General features: G+C 74.3%; 24 protein-coding genes and 1 pseudogene. 14 read left to right on the top strand and 11 right to left on the bottom strand.

The window, feature by feature from the left end; genetic code table 11:
- Genes ACQP60_RS10155 through ACQP60_RS10140 form a run of 4 tightly spaced genes read right to left on the bottom strand, consistent with a single transcriptional unit; the run spans position 1 to position 2,387 of the window.
- On the bottom strand, positions 1–783 hold the full coding sequence (locus ACQP60_RS10155; protein ID WP_429731641.1) for a fumarylacetoacetate hydrolase family protein: 783 nt from the start codon (positions 781–783) through the stop codon (positions 1–3).
- A 23-nt stretch (positions 784–806) separates the two neighbouring features.
- On the bottom strand, positions 807–1,187 hold the full coding sequence (locus tag ACQP60_RS10150; RefSeq protein WP_429731638.1) for a type II toxin-antitoxin system VapC family toxin: 381 nt from the start codon (positions 1,185–1,187) through the stop codon (positions 807–809).
- Positions 1,188–1,194: 7 nt separating this feature from the next.
- On the bottom strand, positions 1,195–1,449 hold the full coding sequence (locus ACQP60_RS10145; RefSeq protein WP_429731635.1) for a hypothetical protein: 255 nt from the start codon (positions 1,447–1,449) through the stop codon (positions 1,195–1,197).
- Between the two features lie 26 nt (positions 1,450–1,475).
- Positions 1,476–2,387, bottom strand: coding sequence for a class I SAM-dependent methyltransferase (locus ACQP60_RS10140; protein WP_429731633.1), 912 nt, complete (start codon positions 2,385–2,387; stop codon positions 1,476–1,478).
- Between the two features lie 91 nt (positions 2,388–2,478).
- On the opposite strand from ACQP60_RS10140, the gene ACQP60_RS10135 reads away from it, so the two are divergent.
- Entirely contained in the window at positions 2,479–3,702 is a 1,224-nt protein-coding gene (locus tag ACQP60_RS10135; RefSeq protein ID WP_429731630.1) for a heparan-alpha-glucosaminide N-acetyltransferase domain-containing protein, read from the top strand.
- Between the two features lie 4 nt (positions 3,703–3,706).
- On the opposite strand, the pseudogene ACQP60_RS10130 reads toward ACQP60_RS10135, so the two are convergent.
- Positions 3,707–4,675 (bottom strand): annotated as a pseudogene (locus ACQP60_RS10130) (glycosyltransferase family 2 protein); the annotation flags it as partial.
- Positions 4,676–4,680: 5 nt separating this feature from the next.
- Complete coding sequence (locus ACQP60_RS10125; RefSeq protein WP_429731628.1) at positions 4,681–5,691, bottom strand: phosphodiester glycosidase family protein; 1,011 nt, start codon at positions 5,689–5,691, stop codon at positions 4,681–4,683.
- Positions 5,692–5,807: 116 nt separating this feature from the next.
- Here ACQP60_RS10125 and ACQP60_RS10120 point away from each other — a divergent pair, with 116 nt between their 5' ends.
- From ACQP60_RS10120 to ACQP60_RS10105, 4 genes are all read left to right on the top strand, one after another.
- A complete protein-coding gene (locus ACQP60_RS10120; RefSeq protein WP_429731625.1) occupies positions 5,808–6,410 on the top strand; it encodes a TetR/AcrR family transcriptional regulator in 603 nt (200 codons plus the stop codon).
- Positions 6,407–6,880: a hypothetical protein gene (locus ACQP60_RS10115; protein WP_429731622.1), complete on the top strand. Its 474-nt coding sequence runs from the start codon at positions 6,407–6,409 to the stop codon at positions 6,878–6,880. The genes ACQP60_RS10120 and ACQP60_RS10115 overlap by 4 nt, the downstream gene beginning before the upstream one ends.
- The gene (locus ACQP60_RS10110) at positions 6,877–7,077 is read left to right on the top strand and encodes a hypothetical protein (RefSeq protein ID WP_429731619.1); all 201 of its coding nucleotides are present in this window, start codon (positions 6,877–6,879) and stop codon (positions 7,075–7,077) included. The genes ACQP60_RS10115 and ACQP60_RS10110 overlap by 4 nt, the downstream gene beginning before the upstream one ends.
- Before the next feature lie 76 nt (positions 7,078–7,153).
- Entirely contained in the window at positions 7,154–8,059 is a 906-nt protein-coding gene (locus ACQP60_RS10105; protein ID WP_429731616.1) for a fructosamine kinase family protein, read from the top strand.
- A 21-nt stretch (positions 8,060–8,080) separates the two neighbouring features.
- On the opposite strand, the gene ACQP60_RS10100 is transcribed toward ACQP60_RS10105, so the two are convergent.
- Positions 8,081–8,953, bottom strand: a complete 873-nt coding sequence (locus tag ACQP60_RS10100; RefSeq protein ID WP_429731613.1) for a PhzF family phenazine biosynthesis protein — start codon at positions 8,951–8,953, stop codon at positions 8,081–8,083.
- 55 nt (positions 8,954–9,008) lie between these two features.
- Here ACQP60_RS10100 and ACQP60_RS10095 point away from each other — a divergent pair, with 55 nt between their 5' ends.
- Entirely contained in the window at positions 9,009–9,947 is a 939-nt protein-coding gene (locus tag ACQP60_RS10095) for a 3-methyladenine DNA glycosylase (protein WP_429731610.1), read from the top strand.
- Here ACQP60_RS10095 and ACQP60_RS10090 read toward each other — a convergent pair.
- Together ACQP60_RS10090 and ACQP60_RS10085 are read right to left on the bottom strand one after the other, a co-directional pair.
- On the bottom strand, positions 9,925–10,377 hold the full coding sequence (locus tag ACQP60_RS10090; protein WP_429731607.1) for a peptidoglycan-binding domain-containing protein: 453 nt from the start codon (positions 10,375–10,377) through the stop codon (positions 9,925–9,927). The two genes, ACQP60_RS10095 and ACQP60_RS10090, sit on opposite strands and share 23 nt — an antisense overlap.
- A gap of 130 nt (positions 10,378–10,507) precedes the next feature.
- Entirely contained in the window at positions 10,508–11,041 is a 534-nt protein-coding gene (locus ACQP60_RS10085) for a CGNR zinc finger domain-containing protein (RefSeq protein WP_429731604.1), read from the bottom strand.
- Positions 11,042–11,080: 39 nt separating this feature from the next.
- On the opposite strand from ACQP60_RS10085, the gene ACQP60_RS10080 reads away from it, so the two are divergent.
- The 6 genes from ACQP60_RS10080 to ACQP60_RS10055 all read left to right on the top strand — a co-directional run bounded on the left by ACQP60_RS10080 (position 11,081) and on the right by ACQP60_RS10055 (position 18,037).
- The gene (locus ACQP60_RS10080) at positions 11,081–12,088 is read left to right on the top strand and encodes an EamA family transporter (RefSeq protein ID WP_429731601.1); all 1,008 of its coding nucleotides are present in this window, start codon (positions 11,081–11,083) and stop codon (positions 12,086–12,088) included.
- 33 nt (positions 12,089–12,121) lie between these two features.
- Positions 12,122–12,868 (top strand): phosphotransferase, encoded by a 747-nt coding sequence (locus ACQP60_RS10075; RefSeq protein ID WP_429731598.1) that lies wholly within the window; start codon positions 12,122–12,124, stop codon positions 12,866–12,868.
- Positions 12,869–13,011: 143 nt separating this feature from the next.
- Positions 13,012–13,749, top strand: a complete 738-nt coding sequence (locus ACQP60_RS10070; RefSeq protein WP_429731595.1) for a lytic polysaccharide monooxygenase — start codon at positions 13,012–13,014, stop codon at positions 13,747–13,749.
- A 120-nt stretch (positions 13,750–13,869) separates the two neighbouring features.
- Positions 13,870–14,613 carry a lytic polysaccharide monooxygenase gene (locus ACQP60_RS10065; RefSeq protein ID WP_429731592.1) on the top strand — a complete coding sequence of 248 codons (744 nt, stop codon included), beginning with the start codon at positions 13,870–13,872 and terminating at the stop codon, positions 14,611–14,613.
- Positions 14,614–14,724: 111 nt separating this feature from the next.
- Positions 14,725–17,472, top strand: a complete 2,748-nt coding sequence (locus ACQP60_RS10060) for a DEAD/DEAH box helicase (RefSeq protein WP_429731589.1) — start codon at positions 14,725–14,727, stop codon at positions 17,470–17,472.
- Between the two features lie 88 nt (positions 17,473–17,560).
- Complete coding sequence (locus ACQP60_RS10055; protein WP_429731587.1) at positions 17,561–18,037, top strand: hypothetical protein; 477 nt, start codon at positions 17,561–17,563, stop codon at positions 18,035–18,037.
- 11 nt (positions 18,038–18,048) lie between these two features.
- On the opposite strand, the gene ACQP60_RS10050 is transcribed toward ACQP60_RS10055, so the two are convergent.
- On the bottom strand, positions 18,049–18,804 hold the full coding sequence (locus ACQP60_RS10050) for a TSUP family transporter (RefSeq protein ID WP_429731584.1): 756 nt from the start codon (positions 18,802–18,804) through the stop codon (positions 18,049–18,051).
- Between the two features lie 30 nt (positions 18,805–18,834).
- Here ACQP60_RS10050 and ybaK point away from each other — a divergent pair, with 30 nt between their 5' ends.
- Positions 18,835–19,335, top strand: coding sequence for a Cys-tRNA(Pro) deacylase (gene ybaK / locus ACQP60_RS10045; protein ID WP_429731581.1), 501 nt, complete (start codon positions 18,835–18,837; stop codon positions 19,333–19,335).
- Between the two features lie 9 nt (positions 19,336–19,344).
- Here ybaK and ACQP60_RS10040 read toward each other — a convergent pair whose 3' ends face one another.
- Positions 19,345–19,743 carry a YccF domain-containing protein gene (locus ACQP60_RS10040; RefSeq protein WP_429731578.1) on the bottom strand — a complete coding sequence of 133 codons (399 nt, stop codon included), beginning with the start codon at positions 19,741–19,743 and terminating at the stop codon, positions 19,345–19,347.
- Between the two features lie 109 nt (positions 19,744–19,852).
- On the opposite strand from ACQP60_RS10040, the gene ACQP60_RS10035 reads away from it, so the two are divergent.
- Entirely contained in the window at positions 19,853–20,626 is a 774-nt protein-coding gene (locus ACQP60_RS10035; protein WP_429731575.1) for a YggS family pyridoxal phosphate-dependent enzyme, read from the top strand.
- The last annotated feature ends 3 nt before the right edge of the window (positions 20,627–20,629 follow it).

Below are 20,629 nucleotides of genomic sequence, written 5' to 3'. Positions count from 1 at the left end.
TCAGTCGCGCCGGAACACGGGGTTGGCGAGGACGCCGATCCCCTCGACCTCGCACTCCACGCGGTCGCCGTGGTCGATGCGGCCCACGCCGGCGGGCGTGCCGGTGAGGATCACGTCGCCGGGCAGGAGAGTCATCGCCTTGCTGATGTACGACACGAGGAACGGCACGTCGAAGACCATGTCCGACGTGCGGCCGTCCTGCTTGAGCTCGCCGTTGACGCGGGAGCGCACGGCGACGTCCTCGGGGTTCAGGTCGGTGTCGATCCACGGGCCCAGCGGGCAGGAGGTGTCGAAGCCCTTGGCCCGCGCCCACTGGCCGTCGGTCCGCTGCGCGTCGCGGGCCGTGACGTCGTTGGCCACGGTGTAGCCGAGGACGTACGACCGCACGTTCTCGGGCTCCACGTCCTTGGTGACCTTGGAGATCACGACGGCGAGCTCGGCCTCGTAGCTGACCTCGCGCGTGAACTCGGGCAGCACCACCGGGTCGTCGGGGCCGACCACGGCGGTGTTCGGCTTGAAGAACAGCAGCGGGGTGGCGGGCACCTCGCCGCCCATCTCCTTGGCGTGGTCGGCGTAGTTCTTGCCGACGGCGACCACCTTGGAGCGCGGGATCACCGGGGCGAGCAGCCGGACGCCGTCGCCCAGCTCGATCCGCTCCCCCGTCGGCATGGCCGGCATGTAGAGCGGGTCGCCGCCGAGGACGGCGAGGAACGTCTTGTCACCCTCCTGCTGCACGAGGGCGAAGCGGGGGTCGTCTCCGGTGGTGAATCTCGCGATGCGCACGCGCCCAGGTTACGCGGGGCGTGTCAGTAGGGGGCGACGAGCCCGTCGATCATCGGGAAGTGCTTTACGTTGCGGGTGAGCAACGTCGCGCCGGACAGCTCTGCCGTCGCCGCGATCACGTAGTCCACCAGGTCGATCCCGGGGTGCGAGCGCCGGTACGCCCGCGCCAGCTCTCCGGCCCGGTCGGCGATCTCGCGGTCGACGTCGATCCAGCCGACCGCGAGGAACAGCGCGCGGGTGCGCCCCTTCTCGAGCGCACGCATCCCGCCGAGCAGCTCCGCTCGCGTGAGCACCGATGCCACCACCTGGTGGCCGCCTCGGCGCGCCCCGGCGAGAGCTTCCCGCGCCTCCGCCCACCCGCGCAGGTGGTCGACGAAGACCGACGTGTCGACGAGGACGGTCACGCCGGCGTCACCACTCGGCCAGCCGATCGTCGCGGGCGGGCCGAGTTGCCTCGACGTACGCGGCGCCGTCGACGTCGTCGCCGTCCCATGCGCCGAAGCTCTCGTCGAGCGCGCGGAGGAACTCGTCGGCGTCCGCGCCGCCGTAGACCCGGTCCACCGCACGCCGCACGAGCTCCGCCAGCCCCAGCCCGGACGCCCGCGACTCCGCGAGCAGGCGCGCATACTGCGCGTCCTCGAGGGTGATCTGCGTCCGATGGCTCATGATGTAAGCCTACATCGGGCCTGTCGTCAGGCCCGCGCGAGGACCTCGCCGTGCAGGATGGCGAACCAGCCGTCGGGCGCCTGCGCCCACGCCTGCCAGTCCTGCGCGATCTGCTCGAGCGCGACGTCGTCGGCCAGCCCGGACTCCTTGGCCTGCACGGCGAAGTTGGACTCCACGCAGCGCTCGGCCCACAGCTCGCCCCACCACAGCCGGTCGGTGGGGGTGGCGTAGCACCACGACGACGCGGACGGCACGATGCCGTCCAGCCCGGCCTCCTGCACCCACGACATGAGGCGGCGGCCGGCGTCGGGCTCGAAGCCGTAGGCGTGCGTGACCTCGTGGTAGAGCTCGTTCCACTCCGTCAGGCCCGGGGTCTCGGGGTACCAGGCCATGCCCGCGTAGTCGGCGTCGCGCACCGCGACCATCCCGCCCGGCTTGGCGACGCGCTTCATCTCGCGCAGCGCGGCGACCGGGTCGGACAGGTGCTGCAGCAGCTGGTGCGCGTACACGACGTCGAACGAGTCGTCGTCGAACGGGAGCTCGTAGGCGTTCGCCTGCTGGAACCGGACGTTCCCGTAGCCCAGCGCCGCGGCGTGCTCGCGCGCCGCCTCGAGCACCTTGGGGCTGGCGTCGACGCCCACGACCTCGCCGCCCGCGAGGATCCGGGCGAAGTCGGCGGTCACCGTGCCGGGGCCGCAACCGACGTCCAGCAGGGACATGTCGTCGCGCAGGTGCGGCACCAGGAAGCCGGCCGAGTTCTGGGCCGTGCGGGAGCGGTGCGAGCGCAGCACGGACTCGTGGTGCCCGTGCGTGTACGACTCGGACTCCTTGCTGGGCACCGTGTGGTGGGTGCTGGGTGCCTCGATCGCGTCGTTGAGGTCGGCACCGGCGGGTTCGGGGTCGCCCTGGGGTGCGGGCTCCGCGCTGAGGTCACTCATGCTCCTACCGTAGTGACCGCGCGGCCTGCAAGCCGTGACGTTCTCACGCACCGGGACGACGCGCGTCACCGGACGGTGGCATCATCGCGCCATGACCGCGGCCACCGGCGCGCCGACCTCCCGTCTCGGTGCCGGCGTGCGTGCGGGCCTGCGTCGTCTCGGCGGCGGCCCGGGGCGCGTCCCGGGCGTGGACGTCGCCCGCGGGATCGCCGTCCTGGGCATGTTCACCGCCCACGTCGGCGTGACGACGCCCGACGCCGGGCCCGCCTGGTGGCTGCTCGACCTCTCCCACGGCCACTCCTCGATCCTGTTCGCCGTGGTGGCGGGCATCTCGGTCGCGATCGTCACCGGCGGCCCGCGGACGCTCGACGGCGACCCGCTGCGGCGGGCGCGCCTACGACTGTTCGTGCGTGCCGCCATGCTGCTGGTGGTCGTCGCGCTGCTCGACCTCCTCGGCACGCGCGTCGCCCTCATCCTGGGCTTCTACGCCTGCTACTTCGTGCTCGCGCTGCCGTTCCTGCGCTGGCGGCCCCCGCGCCTCCTCGCGCTCGCCGGGGTGGTCGCCCTCGTGGGGCCGCTGCTCGCGTACTGGGGGCCGGAGGCGCTGCTGCGTGCCGGGCTGCGGCTGCCGCACGACGGCTCCGGCGCCGTCACGGACTTCGTCCTCACCGGCCACTACCCGGCGATCGTCTGGATGGCCTACGTGCTCGCGGGCATGGCGATCGGGCGCTGCGACCTGCGCTCACCCCGGCTGCGCCGCGGGCTCCTGCTGGGCGGGCTGGCCGCGTGGGGCGCGTTCTCCTTCCTGTCCGGCTGGGTGGTCGGCGCCGCCGGCGGTGAGGAGGTGGTGCTGACCTCCCAGGTCATGGCACGCCAGTCGGTCGACACGGCACCCTTCGGCTGGGGCGACCCGTGGCCCGGCGTCGCCGGGCTGTTCCTCGACGGACCCCACGACGACACGACGATCGAGGTGCTCGCGTCGGGCGGGTTCGCGGCGGCGGTCGTGGGGCTGTGCCTGTACGTCGGCCGGGTGGGTCGCTGGGTGCTGGCCCCGCTCGCCGCGGTCGGGTCGATGGCGCTGACCGTGTACTCCCTGCAGATCGTCGCCGTCTGGCACTGGGACCTGCTGGGGTCCACGACCAACGGCCCGCTCCTCGCGATGGTGCTGGTCACACTCGCCACGGCGACCGCGTGGCGGTTCCTGCTCGGGCGGGGGCCGCTGGAGCGGCTGGTGGGTCGGGTCGCGGACCGCTCGGCGGGAACACCACCTGCCGCTGCACCGTCCAGCTCGCCACGAACAGGGCCGTATCAGTGAGCATCTTCGCCGCCAGCAGCGGGACGCCGAGCGTGCCGTGAAGCGCGTCGAGCAGGCCGTAGCTCGCGGCGAGGAGCAGCAGGGCCAGGGCGGCGTACCGGGCGGCGGACCCGCGCACCGGGGCCCGCCGCGCCCGCCCGAAGACGACCGCGCGGTTCACCCCGTAGTTGACGCCGGCGCTGAGCACCCGGGCACCCACGACCGCGAGCGCCAGGCTGCCCGTGGCCGCCTGCAGGGCGAGGAGCCCCGCCGCGTCGACCCCGAACGCCAGCAACCCCGAGGCCGCGAACGCGAGCAACGGCGCCATCACGACCACCGAGTCGCGCACCGGGCGGAAGTGGGACGAGGCGTTGTGGTCGAGGTAGACCGTCTCCACCGGTACCCCCGCCACGACCGCGCCGCGGGCCGACGCCGCGAGAAGCACGCGCAGCTCGTAGTCGTACCGATCGCCGGGCACCTCCAGCAGCCACGGGAGCGTCGCTGCGGCGAACCCGCGCAGGCCCGTCTGGCTGTCGCGCACGGGCAGGCCCGTCGCCGCGCGCATCGCGGCGCCGCTCAGCGCGTTGCCCACGCGGCTGCGCCACGGGACCCCCGCGCCCTGGAGGTCCCGCTCCCCCACGACGACGTCCGCTCCCCCGGCGGACAGCCGGTCCGCGACGGCGCGCACGCTCGCGGCCCTGTGCTGCCCGTCGGCGTCCGCGGTGACGACGTGGCGCCCGGGATGGCGGTCGCGGGCGTGGACGAACGCCGTCCGCAGGGCGGCGCCTTTGCCGCGGTTGACGTCGTGCCGCAGCACGTCCGCGCCGACCCGGGCCGCCTCGTCGAACACGGTGTCGTGCGCGGGGCCGGAGCCGTCGTCGACGACCAGCACGTCGGTCAGCCCCACCTCGGCGAGGCCGCGTAGCAGCGCCGGCAGGGCGTCGTCGGGCCGGTAGGCGGGCACGATCACGAGCGGCGTGACGGGGGCGGGCATCCCGCTCACCGCGCCACGTAGAGGATGTCGGACGTGCCGCGTTCGCCGCCGTTCGACGGCCGGTTGACCACCTCGCCGTCGAAGTACAGCGTCGACGAGCCGCCGCCGTCGAGGTTGTAGGCCGTGACGGCGCCCTGGTCGATCATGAGCTGCGCCAGCTCGGTCATGGTCACGCCGCGGCTGTAGCCGGTGTCGCGGCCGTCGACGACGACGATGATCAGGTCACCGTCGGCGTCCACCCCGATCGCGGTGCGCGGCTGCTCGCCCTGGATGGAGTGGTTGCCCACGTTGGTGTCGACCTCCACGTCCTCGATGCCGTCGACCACCTGGCCGTCGGTGACCACCGCGGGCCCGAACGACAGCGTGTTCCACACACCGTCGGCGACGAGCTCGTCGGCCGTGGTGGCCGTCTCGTCGTACACCTCGACGCGGCTGTCGGTGTAGAAGGCGAGGCCCTCGCGGGCGCCCTCGTCGCGGTAGACGACGCCGTTGCGGATGACGATGCCGGTGTCGCGGAAGCCGTAGTAGTCGCCGTTGACGGCGAGGATCGCGTCGTGGTCCGCCGCGATGTCGCTGGTGCGCTCGGTGATGTTGGTGCCGAACTTGTCCTGCGCGAATGCCGAGCGCAGCTGCGTCGCGTCGTCCAGCGCCACGTGGGCGACGTAGGACGTGACGGTGTCGTCGCCGCTGCCCTGCGTGACCGTGTCCAGCGAGATCGTCGTGTCGTCCGAGGTGTACCCGTCGGCGGTCACGGTTCCGTCGTTCCCGTCGTCGGCAGCGTCGTCGTTCGACGTCACCGACGACTGCGCCGCCTCGTACGCGGAGACGTCGTCGATCTGGACGTGCTCGATCAGGAAGCGGTTCGCCGCCCAGGCGGTGACGCCGCCCACGGGCAGCAGCAGCGCCAGCGTGGTCGCGAGGACGACGAGCCGACGGGGGCGACGCGGGCGGGCCGTCGGCTCGGCCGGACCCGGCGGATCTGTGGGGTGCCCGGTGGGCTCGGTGGGTGCGTTCATGCCCGCCATGGAAGGCGACCGACCTGCGACGAGGGTCGGGGCACCCTGCGGGCCGGCCGGGAGCGCTGGGCGTCGGCTGGACGCACGAAATTACTCGCCTAGGTAAGATGAGTGCTATGGTTCCTGTCGGTCGGACGTATGCGCCGACGCACGCACGCCGTCGGCAGATCATCTCGGCCACGATCTCGGTCCTGGCCGACGAGGGTTACGCCGGCGCCACCTTCGCCCGGATCCGCGAGAAGGCAGGGCTCAGCAGCACGCGGCTGATCTCGTACCACTTCCGGTCGAAGGAGGCGCTGATGGGCGCCGTCGTCGAACAGGTCGTGGCCGACTCCGCGGAGGTCATCCGCCCCGCGCTGGAGGCCGCGACCACCTATCCCGACAAGCTCGCCGGCTACATCCGCTCCAACCTCGAGTTCCTCGCCCGGAACCCCGCCTCCGCCGTCGCGGTCGTCCAGATCGTGCGCCACGGCGCCCGACCGGGCGTCCGGGAGGGGGCCGACACCTCGGTGATGCTCCTGGCCGTGCTGCTCTCGCAGGGCCAGCACGCCGGCGAGCTCGCCGCGTTCGACCCCGAGGTCATGGCCCGCTCCGTGCGCGCCACGATCGACGAGTTCGCGTCGCGCTGCACCCCCGGGCGCGACGTCGACACCCAGGAGATCGACCAGATCGTGGCGCTCTACGCGCGCGCCACCGCACCCGAGAGGACCGTCTCGTGAACCCCACCCCGCCGAGCAGCACCCCGGACCACGCCGGGACACCGCTGGACCGGGCACCGCTCGACCGCACCGTCGCGACGATCCGACGGCTCTGGGCCGCCACCGGCGTCGTCTCGCTCCTGGCGCTCGTCGTCACGGCCGTGCTGAGCGTCGTCGCGCCCGCCGAGACCAACTGGGTGATGTGGCTGCGGGGCATCGTGATCACGGTCGCCTGCTTCGCCTTCGCGCGATACGCCGGCGCGCTCTCGCGCGGCAGCCGCGCCGCCTACGTGCGGATGCGCCTCGTCGCGACGCTCGCCCCGATCGGCGTCGTCCTCCTGGTCGCGGCGCCCGACGACGGCTACCCGGGCTGGATGAAGGGCGAGCAGGCCGTGCTCGGCGCGCTCGTCGCCGTCGTCGCGGTGCTGCTGTGGCGGCGGGCCACGCGCGCCGCCTTCCCGCACGGCGAGCGGACGGGGCGGGCCGCGTGACCCGCCGCCCCGCCGCCGCACCGGCGCGCGCACAGACCGCCGTGGCGGTGACGGTGCTCGTCGGCCTGGAGATCGCCCTCATCGCCCTGCTGACGGCGATCGGCGTCACCGGCACTCCCGCCGTCGTCACCGTGGTCGTCTTCGCCCTGGTCGAGCGCGTCGCGTACGTGCGGTGGTTCAAGCGCCGCCACCGCTAGCATCCCGGCGGCGGACCACCCTGCCGCCGCCGCGCCCGACCTGCCAGGATGCACGCGTCGACGAGAGGAGCCGACCGTGACCGACCCGCTGACGCTGCTGCGGCGACGCCTGGACGCCTCCCGCGTCGCCGACGTCGTCTCGCTCCAGCCGGCGACCGGAGGCCTCGCCGCGACCGCGGGCCTGGCACGGCGCGCCGACGGCTCCACGGTGTTCGTGAAGGGGTTCGTCGAGAGTTTCGTCGAGGGCTCCGACGGCGCCCCGCCCGACGACGCCTTCACGACCGAGGCCGAGGGCCTGACGGCGCTGCAGGAGCTCGGCGGCGTCGCCACGCCGGCGGTGATCCTCGCCGACCCGGGCCTGCTCGTCCTCGAGGCGCTGCACCCGCGCCCCCGGGACGAGGCGTTCTGGGAGCGGCTCGCGCACGCGCTCGCCCGGCTGCACGCCACCACCCACGACCGGTTCGGCTGGCACCGGGACAACTGGCTCGGTCGCCGCCGGCAGGACAACACGTGGGACGACGACGGGTTCGCCTTCTTCGCCCGGAGCCGCCTGCTCCGGTGGCTGGGCGAGCCGCGGGTCGACGCCGCCCTCGACGCCGCCGACCGCGCGGCCCTGGAGCACCTCTGCGCCCGGCTCCCCGAGCTGCTCCCGGACCGCCCCGCGTGCCTCACGCACGGCGACCTGTGGACGCAGAACGTGCTCGCGACCGCCGACGGACAGCCCGCGCTGATCGATCCCGCCGTCTCGTACACGTGGGCCGAGGTCGACCTGGCCCACCTCTGGACCACGGCGCCGCCGCCCGAGGCCGGCGGCTTCTTCGACCTGTACGCGGAGCTCACCGGCCTCGACGCGGGGTGGCGCGACCGCATGCCGATCCTCCAGCTGCGCCAGCACCTCGCCGTCGTCGCGCAGTTCGACGACGACTGGGGCGCCGCCGAGCAGGTGCGCGCCACGCTCGCCCCGTTCCGCCGCCGGGGCTGACGCCCGGTCGGGGCGCGGTCCTCAGAGCGTCACGGTGCCCGCGATCGTGGTGACCGCGGCGCCCCCGACCCATACGTCGCCGTCGGCGTCGCGGCGCACGTGCACGCGGCCGCGGCGTCCGAGGGCGGTCCCCTGCGAGGCGATGTACGACGGCGGCAGCAGACCGCCCGCCAGCCACTGCCCCAGCCCGGCGTTGAGACTGCCGGTGACCGGGTCCTCGGCGACGCCGATGTCCGGGACGAACGCCCGCACCTCGACCGCGGCGTCCGACTCCCCCGGCGCGTAGGTGCCGACGACGCCGATCTTCAGGCCGCCGAACGCGGCGAGGTCCGGCTCGACGGCGAGCACGGCCGCGGCGTCGCGCAGGCGGGCCGCGACCCAGCCGGGTCCGTTGTCGACCCAGGCGGCGTCCTCGATGTCCGCCACGCTCACCCGCAGCCCGCGCGCGAGCTGCGCGAGGTCCTCCGGGCCGACGGCGCCGGAGCGGCGCAGCGGCGGCGCGGCGAACGCGAGCCGGCCCCCGTCCTCGCCCGAGCCCTCGTCCGAGCCGCGCTCTCGCCGGACCGTGACCAGCCCGACGCCGCACTCCTGCACGACGTGCTCGGCCGAGCGGGGAGCGCCGCCCGCCTCGAGCCACGCGTGCGCGGTGCCGAGCGTGGGGTGACCGGCGAAGGGCAGCTCGCCGCCCGGCGTCCAGATCCGCAGGCGGTAGTCCGCGTCGGGCGTGGTGGGGCGCAGCAGGAACGTGGTCTCGGACAGGTTGGTCCAGCGCGCGAACGCGGCCATCTGCGCGTCGTCGAGGTCGTCGGCGTCGTGCACCACGGCCACCGGGTTGCCGGAGAGCGGGCCGGTGGCGAAGACGTCGACCTGACGGAAGTCGTGGGTGTGCGGCACGAGTCACAGGCTAGTTCGGACCGGGGCGTGCTCGCCGCGCTCGTACCCTGGTGGGGTGCGCACGACGACCCTCGACCACCTGGCGGCCCCCGCCGACGTCGTCGTGCCCCGCCACGCGTGGGAGCCGCGGGCCGCGGCGCACGCCGCCCGCGCGGACGCGCTGACAGCGGTGTGGCGCGCCGCCCGCGACCGCGGCGAGGCGCACGCGATCGAGGACTTCCTGTTCACCTACTACCCGACCCGCGTGAGCCACCTGCGCCGGTGGCACCCGGGCCCGGGCGTGGTGCTCGAGGACGCCCCCGAGCACGCCGGGTGGCGCTGGTACCACGAGATGCACCTCCCCGACGGCGGCAGGGGCGCGACCCTCGACGTCGACGCCTTCGTCGCCGACCGCGGCGACACCGTCCGCTACGTGCGCGCGCTCGTGTCCGCGACGGCCGGCCGCCCGGGCACGTTCGGCTGCTTCGGACTGCACGAGTGGGCGATGGTCTACCGCGACCGCGCGGCGGGGCGCGACCACCGCCACCCGCTGCCGCTGCGGTTGGGCCACGACGGCACGGACGCCGTCGTCGAGTCGCACCGCATCGGCTGCTCGCACTTCGACGCCTACCGCTTCTTCACGCCCGAGGCCGCCGACCGCAACCAGCTGCGCCCCACCCGCGAGCGCCAGCCGGCCATGGAGCAGCCCGGCTGCCTGCACGCCGGGATGGACCTGTACAAGTGGGCCCTCAAGCTCGGGCCCGCCGCCCCCGGCGACCTGCTGCTGGACGCGTTCGAGCTCGCCCGCGACGTCCGCTACACCGACATGGCGGCCGCGCCGTACGACGTCTCGTCGTACGGCGTCGAGGCCGTCCCGATCGAGACGCCGGACGGCAAGGCCGAGTACGTGCGCCGCCAGCGCGCGTTCGCCGCGCGCGGGCAGGAGCTGCGCGCGCGCCTGGTCGAGGTGTGCGACGCGCTGCTGGCGGATGTCAGTCGGAGACCATCCCGCTGACGAGCGCGCGCCAGGTCACGGGCCCGACGACGCCGTCGACGAGGACGCCGAAAGCCGACAGCGCGCGCTGGAACTCGCGCACCGCGCCCTCCGTCCTCGGCCCGAAGACCCCGTCGACCACGAGGTCGACGTCGATGCGGACGTCGAGCTCGGACTGCGCCCCGCGGACGGCGTGGCCACGGCTCCCGAGGCGCACGGTGACGACGATCGCGCCCCAGGTCCGCGGGCCGACGACGCCGTCCACCTCGAGGCCGAAGTCGCGCTGCGAGGCGCGGACCGCGGCCTCGGTGAGCGGGCCGAACTTCTCGTCCACCTCGAGGTCGTGGCCGTGCTCGTTGAGCAGGTGCTGCAGCGTGCCGACCGGGTGGAACCGGTCCCCGGGACGGACGACCGGCCAGGGGTCGAGGGCCTTGCTCGTCGTGACGGACATCGCCGCCTCCTTCGTGGGGCCGGGCCGGGCGGGTCGTCGCCCCGGGAAAGCCTGGCGCCCTCGCGGGGAGGGAGCACGGCGCGCGCGGCCAGATACGTCGACCAGGGACGTCGGCGGCGCGCCCGTGCCGTCAGCCGGCGCGCCGTGCCCGGAGCGCGGCCTGCGCGTTCCGGTTCGTGCACGCGGTGGAGCAGTAGCGCCGCGAACGGTTGCGCGACAGGTCGAGCACGAGCCCCTGGCAGTCGGCGTCCGCGCACAGGGCGAGGCGGGAGTGCTCGTCGGCGCGCACCACGTCGATCATCGCCATGGCGGTCTCGACGACGATGCGGTCGTCGAGCGGCGCGTCCGGGGAGACGGCGTGGACGTGCCAGTCCTGGCCTTCGTGCCGCACGAGCCGGGGCGCCGCCCCCGCCTGCTCGAGCAGGCGGTTGACCTGCTCGGCGGCCTCGTCCCGGCTCGCCAGCAGCAGCCCTCGCAGGCGCGGCGCCAGCGCGCGCACGCGGGCCAGCTCGGTCTCGGTACCGTCGTGCCGGCCGGTGTACCCGTGCCGCACGAGGAACGCGTCGAGCTCGGCCGTCGTCGTCAGCGTCAGCGGCGGCTCCTCGGCGTTCACGAGGTCGACGGCCGCGCGCAGGGAGTTCACCGTGTCATGTGCGAAGACCACGTTGACACGTTATCCCATCGCGGCCTAGCGTCATGCGTCATGAGCGATGTCGCACATGACGCGCGCACGACGGCGCGCACCGGCCTCGGCAAGGGCCTCACCCTCGCGGTCGTCTCCGCCGTGACGTTCAGCCTCTCGGGCCCGCTCGCCGCCGGGCTCTTCGCCACGGGCTGGAGCCCGGGCGCGGTCGTCCTGGTGCGCGTCGCGGTCGGGGCGGTCGTCGTCCTGCCCTTCGGCGTCGTCGCCCTGCGCGGCGACTGGTCCCCTGTGCGCCGCAACGTGCGTCTGCTGCTCGCCTACGGCGCGCTCGGCGTCGCGGCCACGCAGTTCTGCTACTTCGCCGCCGTGCAGCACATGCAGGTGGGGCCCGCGCTGCTCATCGAGTACTCCTCGCCGGCGGCCGTCGTCGCGTGGCTGTGGCTGCGGCACGGGCAGCGCCCGGGCCGGACGACGCTCGCCGGCATCGCGCTCGCCGCCGCGGGCCTCGTCCTCGTGCTCGACCTCGCCGGCGCCCGGCTCGACCCCGTCGGCGTGGCGTGGGCCCTGGGCGCGATGGTGGGCGTCTCCGCGTACTTCCTGCTCAACGCCCGCACCGACACCGGGCTGCCACCCCTGAGCCTCGCGGCGGGCGGGCTCGTCGTCGGCGCCGTCCTGCTGGGGCTGCTCGGCGCCGTGGGCCTCATGCCGCTCACCGCGTCGGCCGACCCCGTGGCCCTCGCCGACGCCGTCGTGCCCGCCTGGGCCGTGCTCGCGGCCCTCGGCGTGGTGACCGCCGGCGTCGCCTACGTCACCGGCGTCGGGGCCGGGCGACGCCTCGGCGCGCGGCCGGCGTCGTTCGTCGGCCTCCTCGAGGTGGTCAGCGCCGTGTTCTTCGCCTGGGCCTTCCTGGGCGAGCTGCCCCGCCCCGTCCAGCTCGTCGGCGGGCTGCTGGTGCTGGCGGGTGTCGTCGTCGTGCAGCAGGGCGAGGCCGCGACCCGCCGCACGCCCCCCGAGAGCTCACCGCCGGTCGGACCCCACCCGACGGTCGAGCCCACCGGAATGCCGTAGCCCGGCACGTCGCGGGGATGTGACCATCGGGGCATGTCCCGCACCCTCGCAGCCGCCCCGTCCGAGCCCGTCGTCGTGCCCGAGCGGGTGTGCCTCCTCGCCGGCGACGACGACGTCACGCCCGTGTGGCGCAACGTGCTCGGCGGCCTCACGTTCCGGCTCTCGGCGGCCGACGGCGCCCAGCGCTACGTCAAGTGGGTCCCCGCGGGCACGCCCGAGCTGGACCTCGACGCCGAGGCCGCACGGCTCGCCTGGGCGGGCCGGTACACCCCCGTGCCGCGGGTCCTGGACCGTGGCGACGACGACGAGGGCGGCTGGCTGCTCACGGCGGGCCTCCCGGGCCGGTCGGCGGTCGACCCGCACTGGCTCGCGCGACCGGAGACGGCCGCGCGCGCGATCGGCGCGGGCCTGCGCGCGATGCACGGCGCGCTCCCCGCGGACGGCTGCCCGTTCTCGTGGGGCGTCGCCGACCGGGTCGCCCGCCTCTCCCCCGACGCCCGCGCCCGCGTCGGCGACGTGCCCGCCGTCGACCGGCTCGTCGTGTGCCACGGGGACCCGTGCGCCCCCAACACGCTCCTGGACGACGACGGCCGCTGGACCGCGCACGTCGACCTCGACGCGCTCGGCGTCGCGGACCGCTGGGCCGACCTCGCCGTGGCGAGCTACAGCCTGGAGTGGAACTACGGCGACGGCTATGAGCCCGCCTTCTTCGAGGGCTACGGCATCGCGCCCGACGCCGGGCGGATCGCCTTCTACCGGCGCCTGTGGGACCTCGGCTGACAGCCCCCGGGCGTACGGGCAACCCCGTACCCTCCGCCGCCCAGATCACGGTCAGATGACGCGGTTCCCCTGATGTGCGGACCGGACCGACGCCGTAGCGTCGAATTTGTCCAGTTTCCTCACGAACACAGGGAGAAGCACCGATGCGTCTTCGTTCCACCCTCGTCACCGCGGCCGTCGGGCTGGCCGCGCTCGTGGCGCCGCTCGCCGCGGCGCCTGCGGCGTCCGCCCACGGCTGGGTGACCAACCCGCCGAGCCGCCAGGACCTGTGCGCCAGCGGTTCCCTGTCCTTCGACTGCGGCAGCATCAAGTACGAGCCGCAGAGCGTCGAGGCGCCCAAGGGCTCGACACAGTGCTCCGGCGGCAGCGGCTTCTCCATCCTCGACGACGAGTCGAAGCCGTGGCCCCGCACGAAGATCGGCAGCTCCGTCACGATGAAGTGGAAGCTCACCGCGCAGCACGCCACCTCGACGTGGGAGTACTTCGTCGACGGCGTCCTGCACCGCACCTTCGACGACAAGGGCGCCAAGCCCGACGCCGTCGTGAGCCACACGCTCGAGAACCTGCCGCAGGGCGACCACACCATCCTCGCGCGCTGGAACGTGGCCGACACCGTCAACGCGTTCTACGCGTGCGTCGACGTCACCGTCGGCGAGGGCGGGACGGTCGAGCCGACCGACCCGCCGGTGGACCCGACCGACCCGCCGGTCGAGCCGGGCGACTGCGAGGACGCGGCCTGGAACCCGTCGTCCGCCTACACCGGCGGCACGAAGGTGTCCTACGAGGGCCGCGCGTACCAGGCCAAGTGGTGGACGCAGGGCGACACCCCGTCGTCGTCCGCCGGGCAGTGGGCGGTCTGGACCGACCTCGGCGCCTGCTGACCCGCTGACGCCCACCACGTCCTGACGGTGGCGGGCGCGGCCCCGCGCCCGCCACCGCCAGACCCGCAACACCCGCAACACCCGCAACACCAACCGAGCACCAACGAGGGAGACGAGTCGATGAAGACCACGCGTCGCAAGACCACGCTTCGCTCCACCCTGCTCGCCGCCGCGGTCGGCCTCCTGACCGTCGCAGCGCCTCTCGCCGTCGCGCCCAGCGCGTCGGCGCACGGCTGGATCACCAGCCCGCCCAGCCGCCAGGACCACTGCGCCACCCGCACCGTCTCGTTCGACTGCGGCGGCGTCCAGTACGAGCCCCAGAGCGTCGAGGCCCCCAAGGGCTCGATGCAGTGCTCCGGCGGCAGCGGCTTCTCCGTCCTCGACGACGAGTCGAAGCCCTGGCCGCGCACCACGGTCGGCAGCAGCGTGTCGCTGCAGTGGAAGCTCACGGCCCGCCACGCCACGTCGACGTGGGAGTACTTCGTCGACGGCAAGCTGGTCAAGACCATCGACGACGGCGGCAAGCAGCCCGACGCGACCGTGACGCACACGCTCGACAACCTGCCGCAGGGCAACCACACGATCTTCGCCCGCTGGAACGTCGCGGACACCGCCAACGCGTTCTACGCCTGCGTCGACGTGAACGTCGGCGGCACCGGCCAGCCCGACCCGGACCCCACCGACCCGCCCACCGAGCCCGGTGACTGCGAGGCACCGGCCTGGAACCGGTCGTCCGCGTACACCGGCGGCACCCAGGTCTCCTACGACGGCCGCACGTACCAGGCCAAGTGGTGGACGCAGGGCGACACCCCGTCGTCCTCGGCCGGCGAGTGGGCGGTCTGGACCGACCTCGGCGCCTGCTGACCCACCCCCGGGGCGTCATCGTGCGTGCTGACTTGATCCTCATTCGGGCCGAATGAGGATCAAGTCAGCACGCTCGTTGCTTTCGGCACGGCCTGGAAGAATGGCCCGACCATGACTTCCCCGACCGGCACCCCGACCGAGACCACCGTCCCCCGCCCCGCCGGCACGCTGCTGCCGTACCTGCCGGCCCCCACGGGCGGCGCCCCGGACCCCGACGTCCTCTTCGAGGCCTTCGGCGAGTGGGCGGCCGCGGGCGGCCGGCCGCTGTACCCGCACCAGGAGGAGGCGCTGCTCGAGCTCATGACGGGCTCGCACGTGGTGCTGGCGACGCCCACCGGCTCGGGAAAGTCGATGGTCGCGATGGGCGCGCAGTTCGCGGCGCTCGCGAACCGCCGGTCGGGCCGCGGCGGGCGCACGTTCTACACCGCGCCGCTCAAGGCGCTGGTGAGCGAGAAGTTCTTCGACCTCGTCGCCGCGTTCGGGTCGCGCAACGTCGGCATGATGACCGGCGACTCCGCCGTCAACGCCGACGCCCCGATCATCTGCTGCACGGCGGAGATCCTCGCGAACCTGGCCCTGCGGCGCGGGGCCGACGACGACGGCGTCGGCGCGGACGGCACCGCCGACGACGACGCCATCGCCCAGGTCGTCATGGACGAGTTCCACTTCTACGGCGACAAGCAGCGCGGCTGGGCGTGGCAGGTGCCCCTGCTGGAGCTGCCGCGCACCCAGTTCCTGCTGATGTCCGCCACGCTCGGCGACACCACCCGGCTGCGCGACGACCTCGCCGAGCGCAGCGGCCGCCCCGTCGCGGAGGTCGCGGGCGCCGAGCGGCCGGTGCCGCTGACGTTCTCCTACGTCGTCGAGCCGCTCACCGACGTCATCGCCGAGCTCGTGACCACGCACCGCGCCCCCGTCTACGTCGTGCACTTCACGCAGAAGGACGCCGTCGAGCGGGCGCAGGCGCTGCTGTCCACGAGCCTCGCCTCGAAGGACGAGAAGGCCGCCATCGCCGCCGAGATCGGCGCGTTCCGGTTCGGCACGGGCTTCGGCAAGACGCTGAGCAAGTTCCTGCGCGCGGGCATCGGCGTGCACCACGCGGGGATGCTGCCGAAGTACCGCCGCCTCGTGGAGCGGCTCACGCAGCGCGGCCTCCTCAAGGTGGTCTGCGGCACCGACACCCTCGGCGTCGGCATCAACGTGCCCATCCGCACCGTCCTCATGACGTCGCTGGTCAAGTACGACGGCGAGCGCATGCGCCACCTCACCGCGCGCGAGTTCCACCAGATCGCCGGCCGGGCCGGGCGTGCGGGCTTCGACACGGTCGGCGAGGTGCTCGTCATGGCGCCCGAGCACGTCATCGAGAACCGGAAGCTGCTCGCCAAGGCTGGCGACGACCCGAAGAAGCTCAAGAAGGTGGTGCGCAAGAAGGCGCCCGCCGGCGCCGTGAACTGGACGGACTCCACGTTCGAGCGGCTGCGGGACGCCGACCCCGAGCCGCTGACCAGCCAGTTCCACGTCAACCACGCCATGGTGCTCAACGTGCTGGCACGGGCCGGCGCCGGCGGTGCGGACGGCGACCCCGTCGAGGCCATGCGCCACCTGCTCACGGCCAACCACGACACCGAGGCGCAGCAGGCCAAGCACGTGCGCCAGACGTTCCGCATCTACCGGTCGCTGCGCGTCGCGGGCGTGGTGGAGAAGGTCCGCGTGCCCGACCCGTCGCGCCCCGCCGGGTACCGGCCCAGCGTGCGGCTCGTCGTCGACCTGCCGCGCGACTTCGCGCTCAACGCCCCGCTGTCACCGTTCGCGCTCGCGGCCATGGACCTGCTGGAGGTCGAGAGTCCGACGCACGCGCTCGACGTCGTCTCCGTCATCGAGGCGACCCTCGACGACCCGCGCCAGATCCTCTACGCCCAGCAGAGCAAGGCGAAGGGCGAGGCCGTCGCGGCGATGAAGGCAGAGGGCATGGAGTACGAGGAGCGCATGGAGGCGCTCGAGGACGTGAGCTGGCCGAAGCCGCTCGCCGACCTGCTCGAGCCCGCGTTCACCACCTACAAGCGGTCGAACCCGTGGGTGGCCGACGCCGAGCTCGCGCCGAAGTCCGTGGTGCGGGACATGCTCGAGCAGGCCATGACGTTCGCCGAGCTGGTCAGCGTGTACGGGCTGGAGCGCACCGAGGGCGTGGTGCTGCGCTACCTCGCGGACGCCTACCGCGCGCTGCGCCAGGTGGTGCCGGAGGAGCACCGCACCGAGGAGGTGCAGGAGGTCATCGAGTGGCTCGGTGAGCTGGTGCGAGGCGTCGACTCGTCGCTGCTCGACGAGTGGGAGCGGCTGCAGAACCCGGTCGACGACGACGCCGACCTCGTCGTCGAGGGCGAGCTCGCGGAGGTCGGCGCGGAGGCGCCGGCCCGGCCCGTGACGGGCAACCCGCGGGCCTTCCGCCGCCTGGTGCGCAACGCGACGTTTCGCCGCGTCGAGCTCGCGGCCCGCGAGGACTACGACGCGCTGGGCGCGCTCGACGGCGCGCACGGCTGGGACGGCGACGCCTGGGCCGCCGCGCTCGACCCGCTGTTCGAGGCGCAGGGCGACGACGCGGTCGGCATCGGCCCCGCCGCGCGGGCGGCCGGCCTGCTGACGATCCTCGAGCCGGGGGCCGAGCTGCCCGGTGGCGCGACCACGACCACGCGCGACGGCGTCGAGGTCGCCGAGGTGCCCGCCGGCGCGTGGTGGGTGCGGCAGGTGCTCGACGACGCGGACGGCGACCACGACTGGGCGATCACCGCCGTCGTCGACCTGGCCGCCAGCGACGAGGCCGGGGCCGTCGCGCTCACCGTGGTGGACGTCGGCCGGATCTGAGCGCCCGCGGCGGTTGCAAGCATCCGGCGTCGGTCGTGTGATCGACGCAGGGTGCCGCCCCCGGCTCCCCCGACGTCAGGAGTCCGCCATGGACACCACGACCATCGTCTGGATCGTCGTCGCCGTCGTCGTCGTGGTGCTGCTCGTGCTCGTTGCCGTGGCCCTCGCCCGCCGCTCCCGGGCCGTCGAGGCGCACCGGCGCGAGGAACGGCGCGACGAGGCCGCCGAGCTGCGCCGACAGGCGGAGCACGACCGGATCGCGGTGCAGGAGCGCGAGGCAGCGTCCGCGAAGCTCGACGCCGAGGCCCGGATGTCCCAGGCCGAGGCCGACCAGAAGGCCGCCGAGGCGGCACGTCTGCAGGAGGAGGCCCGGCGCCGCGACGCGAGTCTCGACGAGCGCCGAACCGACGTCGACGAGCGCCTGCGCCGCGCGGACGAGCTGGACCCCGACCGAGGGGACGCCCCCGGTACGCCCGGGCGGCACGCTCCCGAGCACCTCGCGGGTGGCCCGGCGGAGGGGTCCACCGACGTCCCGCGTCGTGACGAGGGCGACCGGCCGGCCTGAGCCCACCCGCCTCAGCCCAGGTGCGCCAGCCCCTGGGCGAGGGTCGCCGCGCCCCCGACGTAGGCGAGCACGATGAGCCCGCGCCGGACGGCGACCGCGGGGACGCGCGGCGTGAGCCAGTCCCCCACGACGAGGCCTGCCACGATCGCGGCCAGGACGACGAGCCACTGCCAGGCGGCGAACGGCGGGAAGGACGCGTCGGTGAGCGTGAGCTTGGCGATCAGCGCGGCGAGCGCGTTGGTGGCGAAGAACGGCTGCGCCGTGGCGGCGAACCCGCGCGGGTCCCAGCCGCTGAGCACGGAGTAGATCGCCACCGGCGGGCCGCCGATGCCCGCGGCCACGCTCCCGACACCGCTCGCCACGCCGGTGACGACCAGCGGCGTGCGGGCCTCGGGGCGCACCGGGTGACGGCCGCCGCGACGCAGCCGGGTCGTGACGACGGCCAGCGTCATCGCGACGACGACGAGGGCCCCGACGGCGACCTCGAGCGCCGCGCGGCTCGCGTCGCGCAGCAGCAGGGCGGCGGGGACCATGACGGCGATCGACGTGACGGCCAGCCACGCGTACCGCCGCCAGTCCACGTCCCGCGCGACCCGGCCCAGGATGAGCGCGGACGCGATCGCGCCGGCCAGGTTCACGAACAGGACGCCCTCGAGCGGACCCACCAGGAGCACGATGAACGGCCCGGCGACGAGCCCGAAACCCATGCCCGTGACCCGTTGGAGAGCCCCTCCCACCAGGATCGCGAGGACGAGAAGGAGGAGCACCGCACCACCCTACTCGGGCAGAATCGAGCCGTGTCGAAGAAGAAGCTGCACGCCTCGCACGGGACGCCCGCCGTCGTCGCGCTCGACCGGGCCGGCGTCGCCTACGGGCTGCACACCTACGACCACGACCCGGCCTCCGACCTCAGCTACGGCCTGGAGGCGGCCGAGGCGCTCGGCGCCGACCCGGCCCAGGTCTTCAAGACGCTGGTCGCGGACGTCGACGGACGGCTCGTCGTCGGCATCGTGCCGGTGGACGGCAGCCTCGACCTCAAGGCGCTGGCGCGCGCGGTCGGCGGCAAGCGGGCCGTGATGGCGGACCCGGCGGCCGCGCAGCGCGCCACCGGCTACGTGGTGGGCGGCATCTCGCCGATCGGGCAGAAGCAGCGGCACGCGACCGTGCTCGACGGGTCCGCGGAGGGCTTCGACGTCGTCTACGTCTCCGGCGGCCGTCGCGGGCTGGACGTCTCCCTCGCCCCCGACGACCTGCTGCGCCTCACCGGCGGGACGACCGCGCCGATCGCCCGTTCCTGACCCGGCGGCTCAGTGCTGGTACGTCGGGTACCGGGCGTCGCTGGGCACGATGTCCTTGCCGAGCGGCAGCAGCGAGATCGGGATCATCTTGAGGTTGGCGATCGCCAGCGGGATGCCGATGATCGTGATCGCCTGGGCGACCGCCGTCGTGATGTGACCGATGGTCAGCCAGATGCCGGCGAAGACGATCCAGATGATGTTGCCCAGCACCGACCAGCCGCCGGCGCCCGGCTTGTCCACGACCGTGCGGCCGAACGGCCACAGCGCGTACCCCGCGATGCGGAACGACGCGATGCCCCACGGGATCGCGACGATCGTGATGCAGCACAGGACGCCCGCCGCGGCGTAGCCGAGCGCGAGCCAGAAGCCGCCGAAGACGAGCCAGATGATGTTGAGCAGGGCTTTCACCCGACCATCCTCGCCCGGCGCGCGAGCGCGGCACCACCCGGGAACCCCCTGACCCGACCCTGGCCCGCGCCTGTCCGAGTCCGGCCCGCGCGTTCGTAGACTGGCCACCATGCCCACCGAGTGTCCCGGGATCCCCGCACGCCTGGCCGCCGTCCACGACCGCGTCGCGGCCGCCGCCCGCGCGGCGGGTCGCGACCCGCGGGAGGTCCGCGTCCTGCTGGCCACCAAGACCCAGGACGCCGAGACCGTGCTCGCCGGCGTGCGGGCCGCGCTCGACCTCGCCGCCGCGGCCGGCGACGACCGACCGGTGCTGGTCGGCGAGAACCGCGTCCAGGAGCTCGTCGCGAAGGCGCCCGCCCTCGTGGACCTGGTCGCCGCGGGACGCGTCGAGGCGCACCTCATCGGGCACCTGCAGAAGAACAAGGTCAACCAGGTGCTCGGCGCCGCCACCGCCGTCGATTCGGTGGACTCCCTCGCCCTGGCCCGCGCCCTGTCCACGCGCTGCGAGCGCGACGGCCGCACGCTGGACGTGCTGGTGCAGGTCAACGTCTCCGGCGAGGCGAGCAAGTCCGGCGTCGCGCCCGACGACGCGGCGGCGCTCGCCGCCGACGTCGCGACCCTGCCCGGGCTGCGCATGAGGGGGTTCATGACGATCGGCGCGCCCCTGGGCGACGACCACGACGAGGCGCCCGTGCGGGCCGGCTTCGCCCGGCTGCGCGCGGTGCGCGACGCCGTCCTCGCGAGCGGGGCGCCGGGCACCGCCGACGCCCGCGAGCTGTCCATGGGCATGACCGGCGACCTCGAGCTCGCCGTCGCCGAGGGCGCGACCGTCGTCCGCGTCGGCACCGCGGTCTTCGGCGCGCGCCCCGCGCCGGCGGCGTAGCCC

It is taken from the genome of Isoptericola variabilis (assembly GCF_050311655.1).
Classification (GTDB): Bacteria; Actinomycetota; Actinomycetes; order Actinomycetales; family Cellulomonadaceae; genus Isoptericola; species Isoptericola variabilis.
The sequence above is the reverse complement of the archived record's forward strand: the minus strand, read 5'-3'. Positions and strand labels throughout refer to the sequence as shown.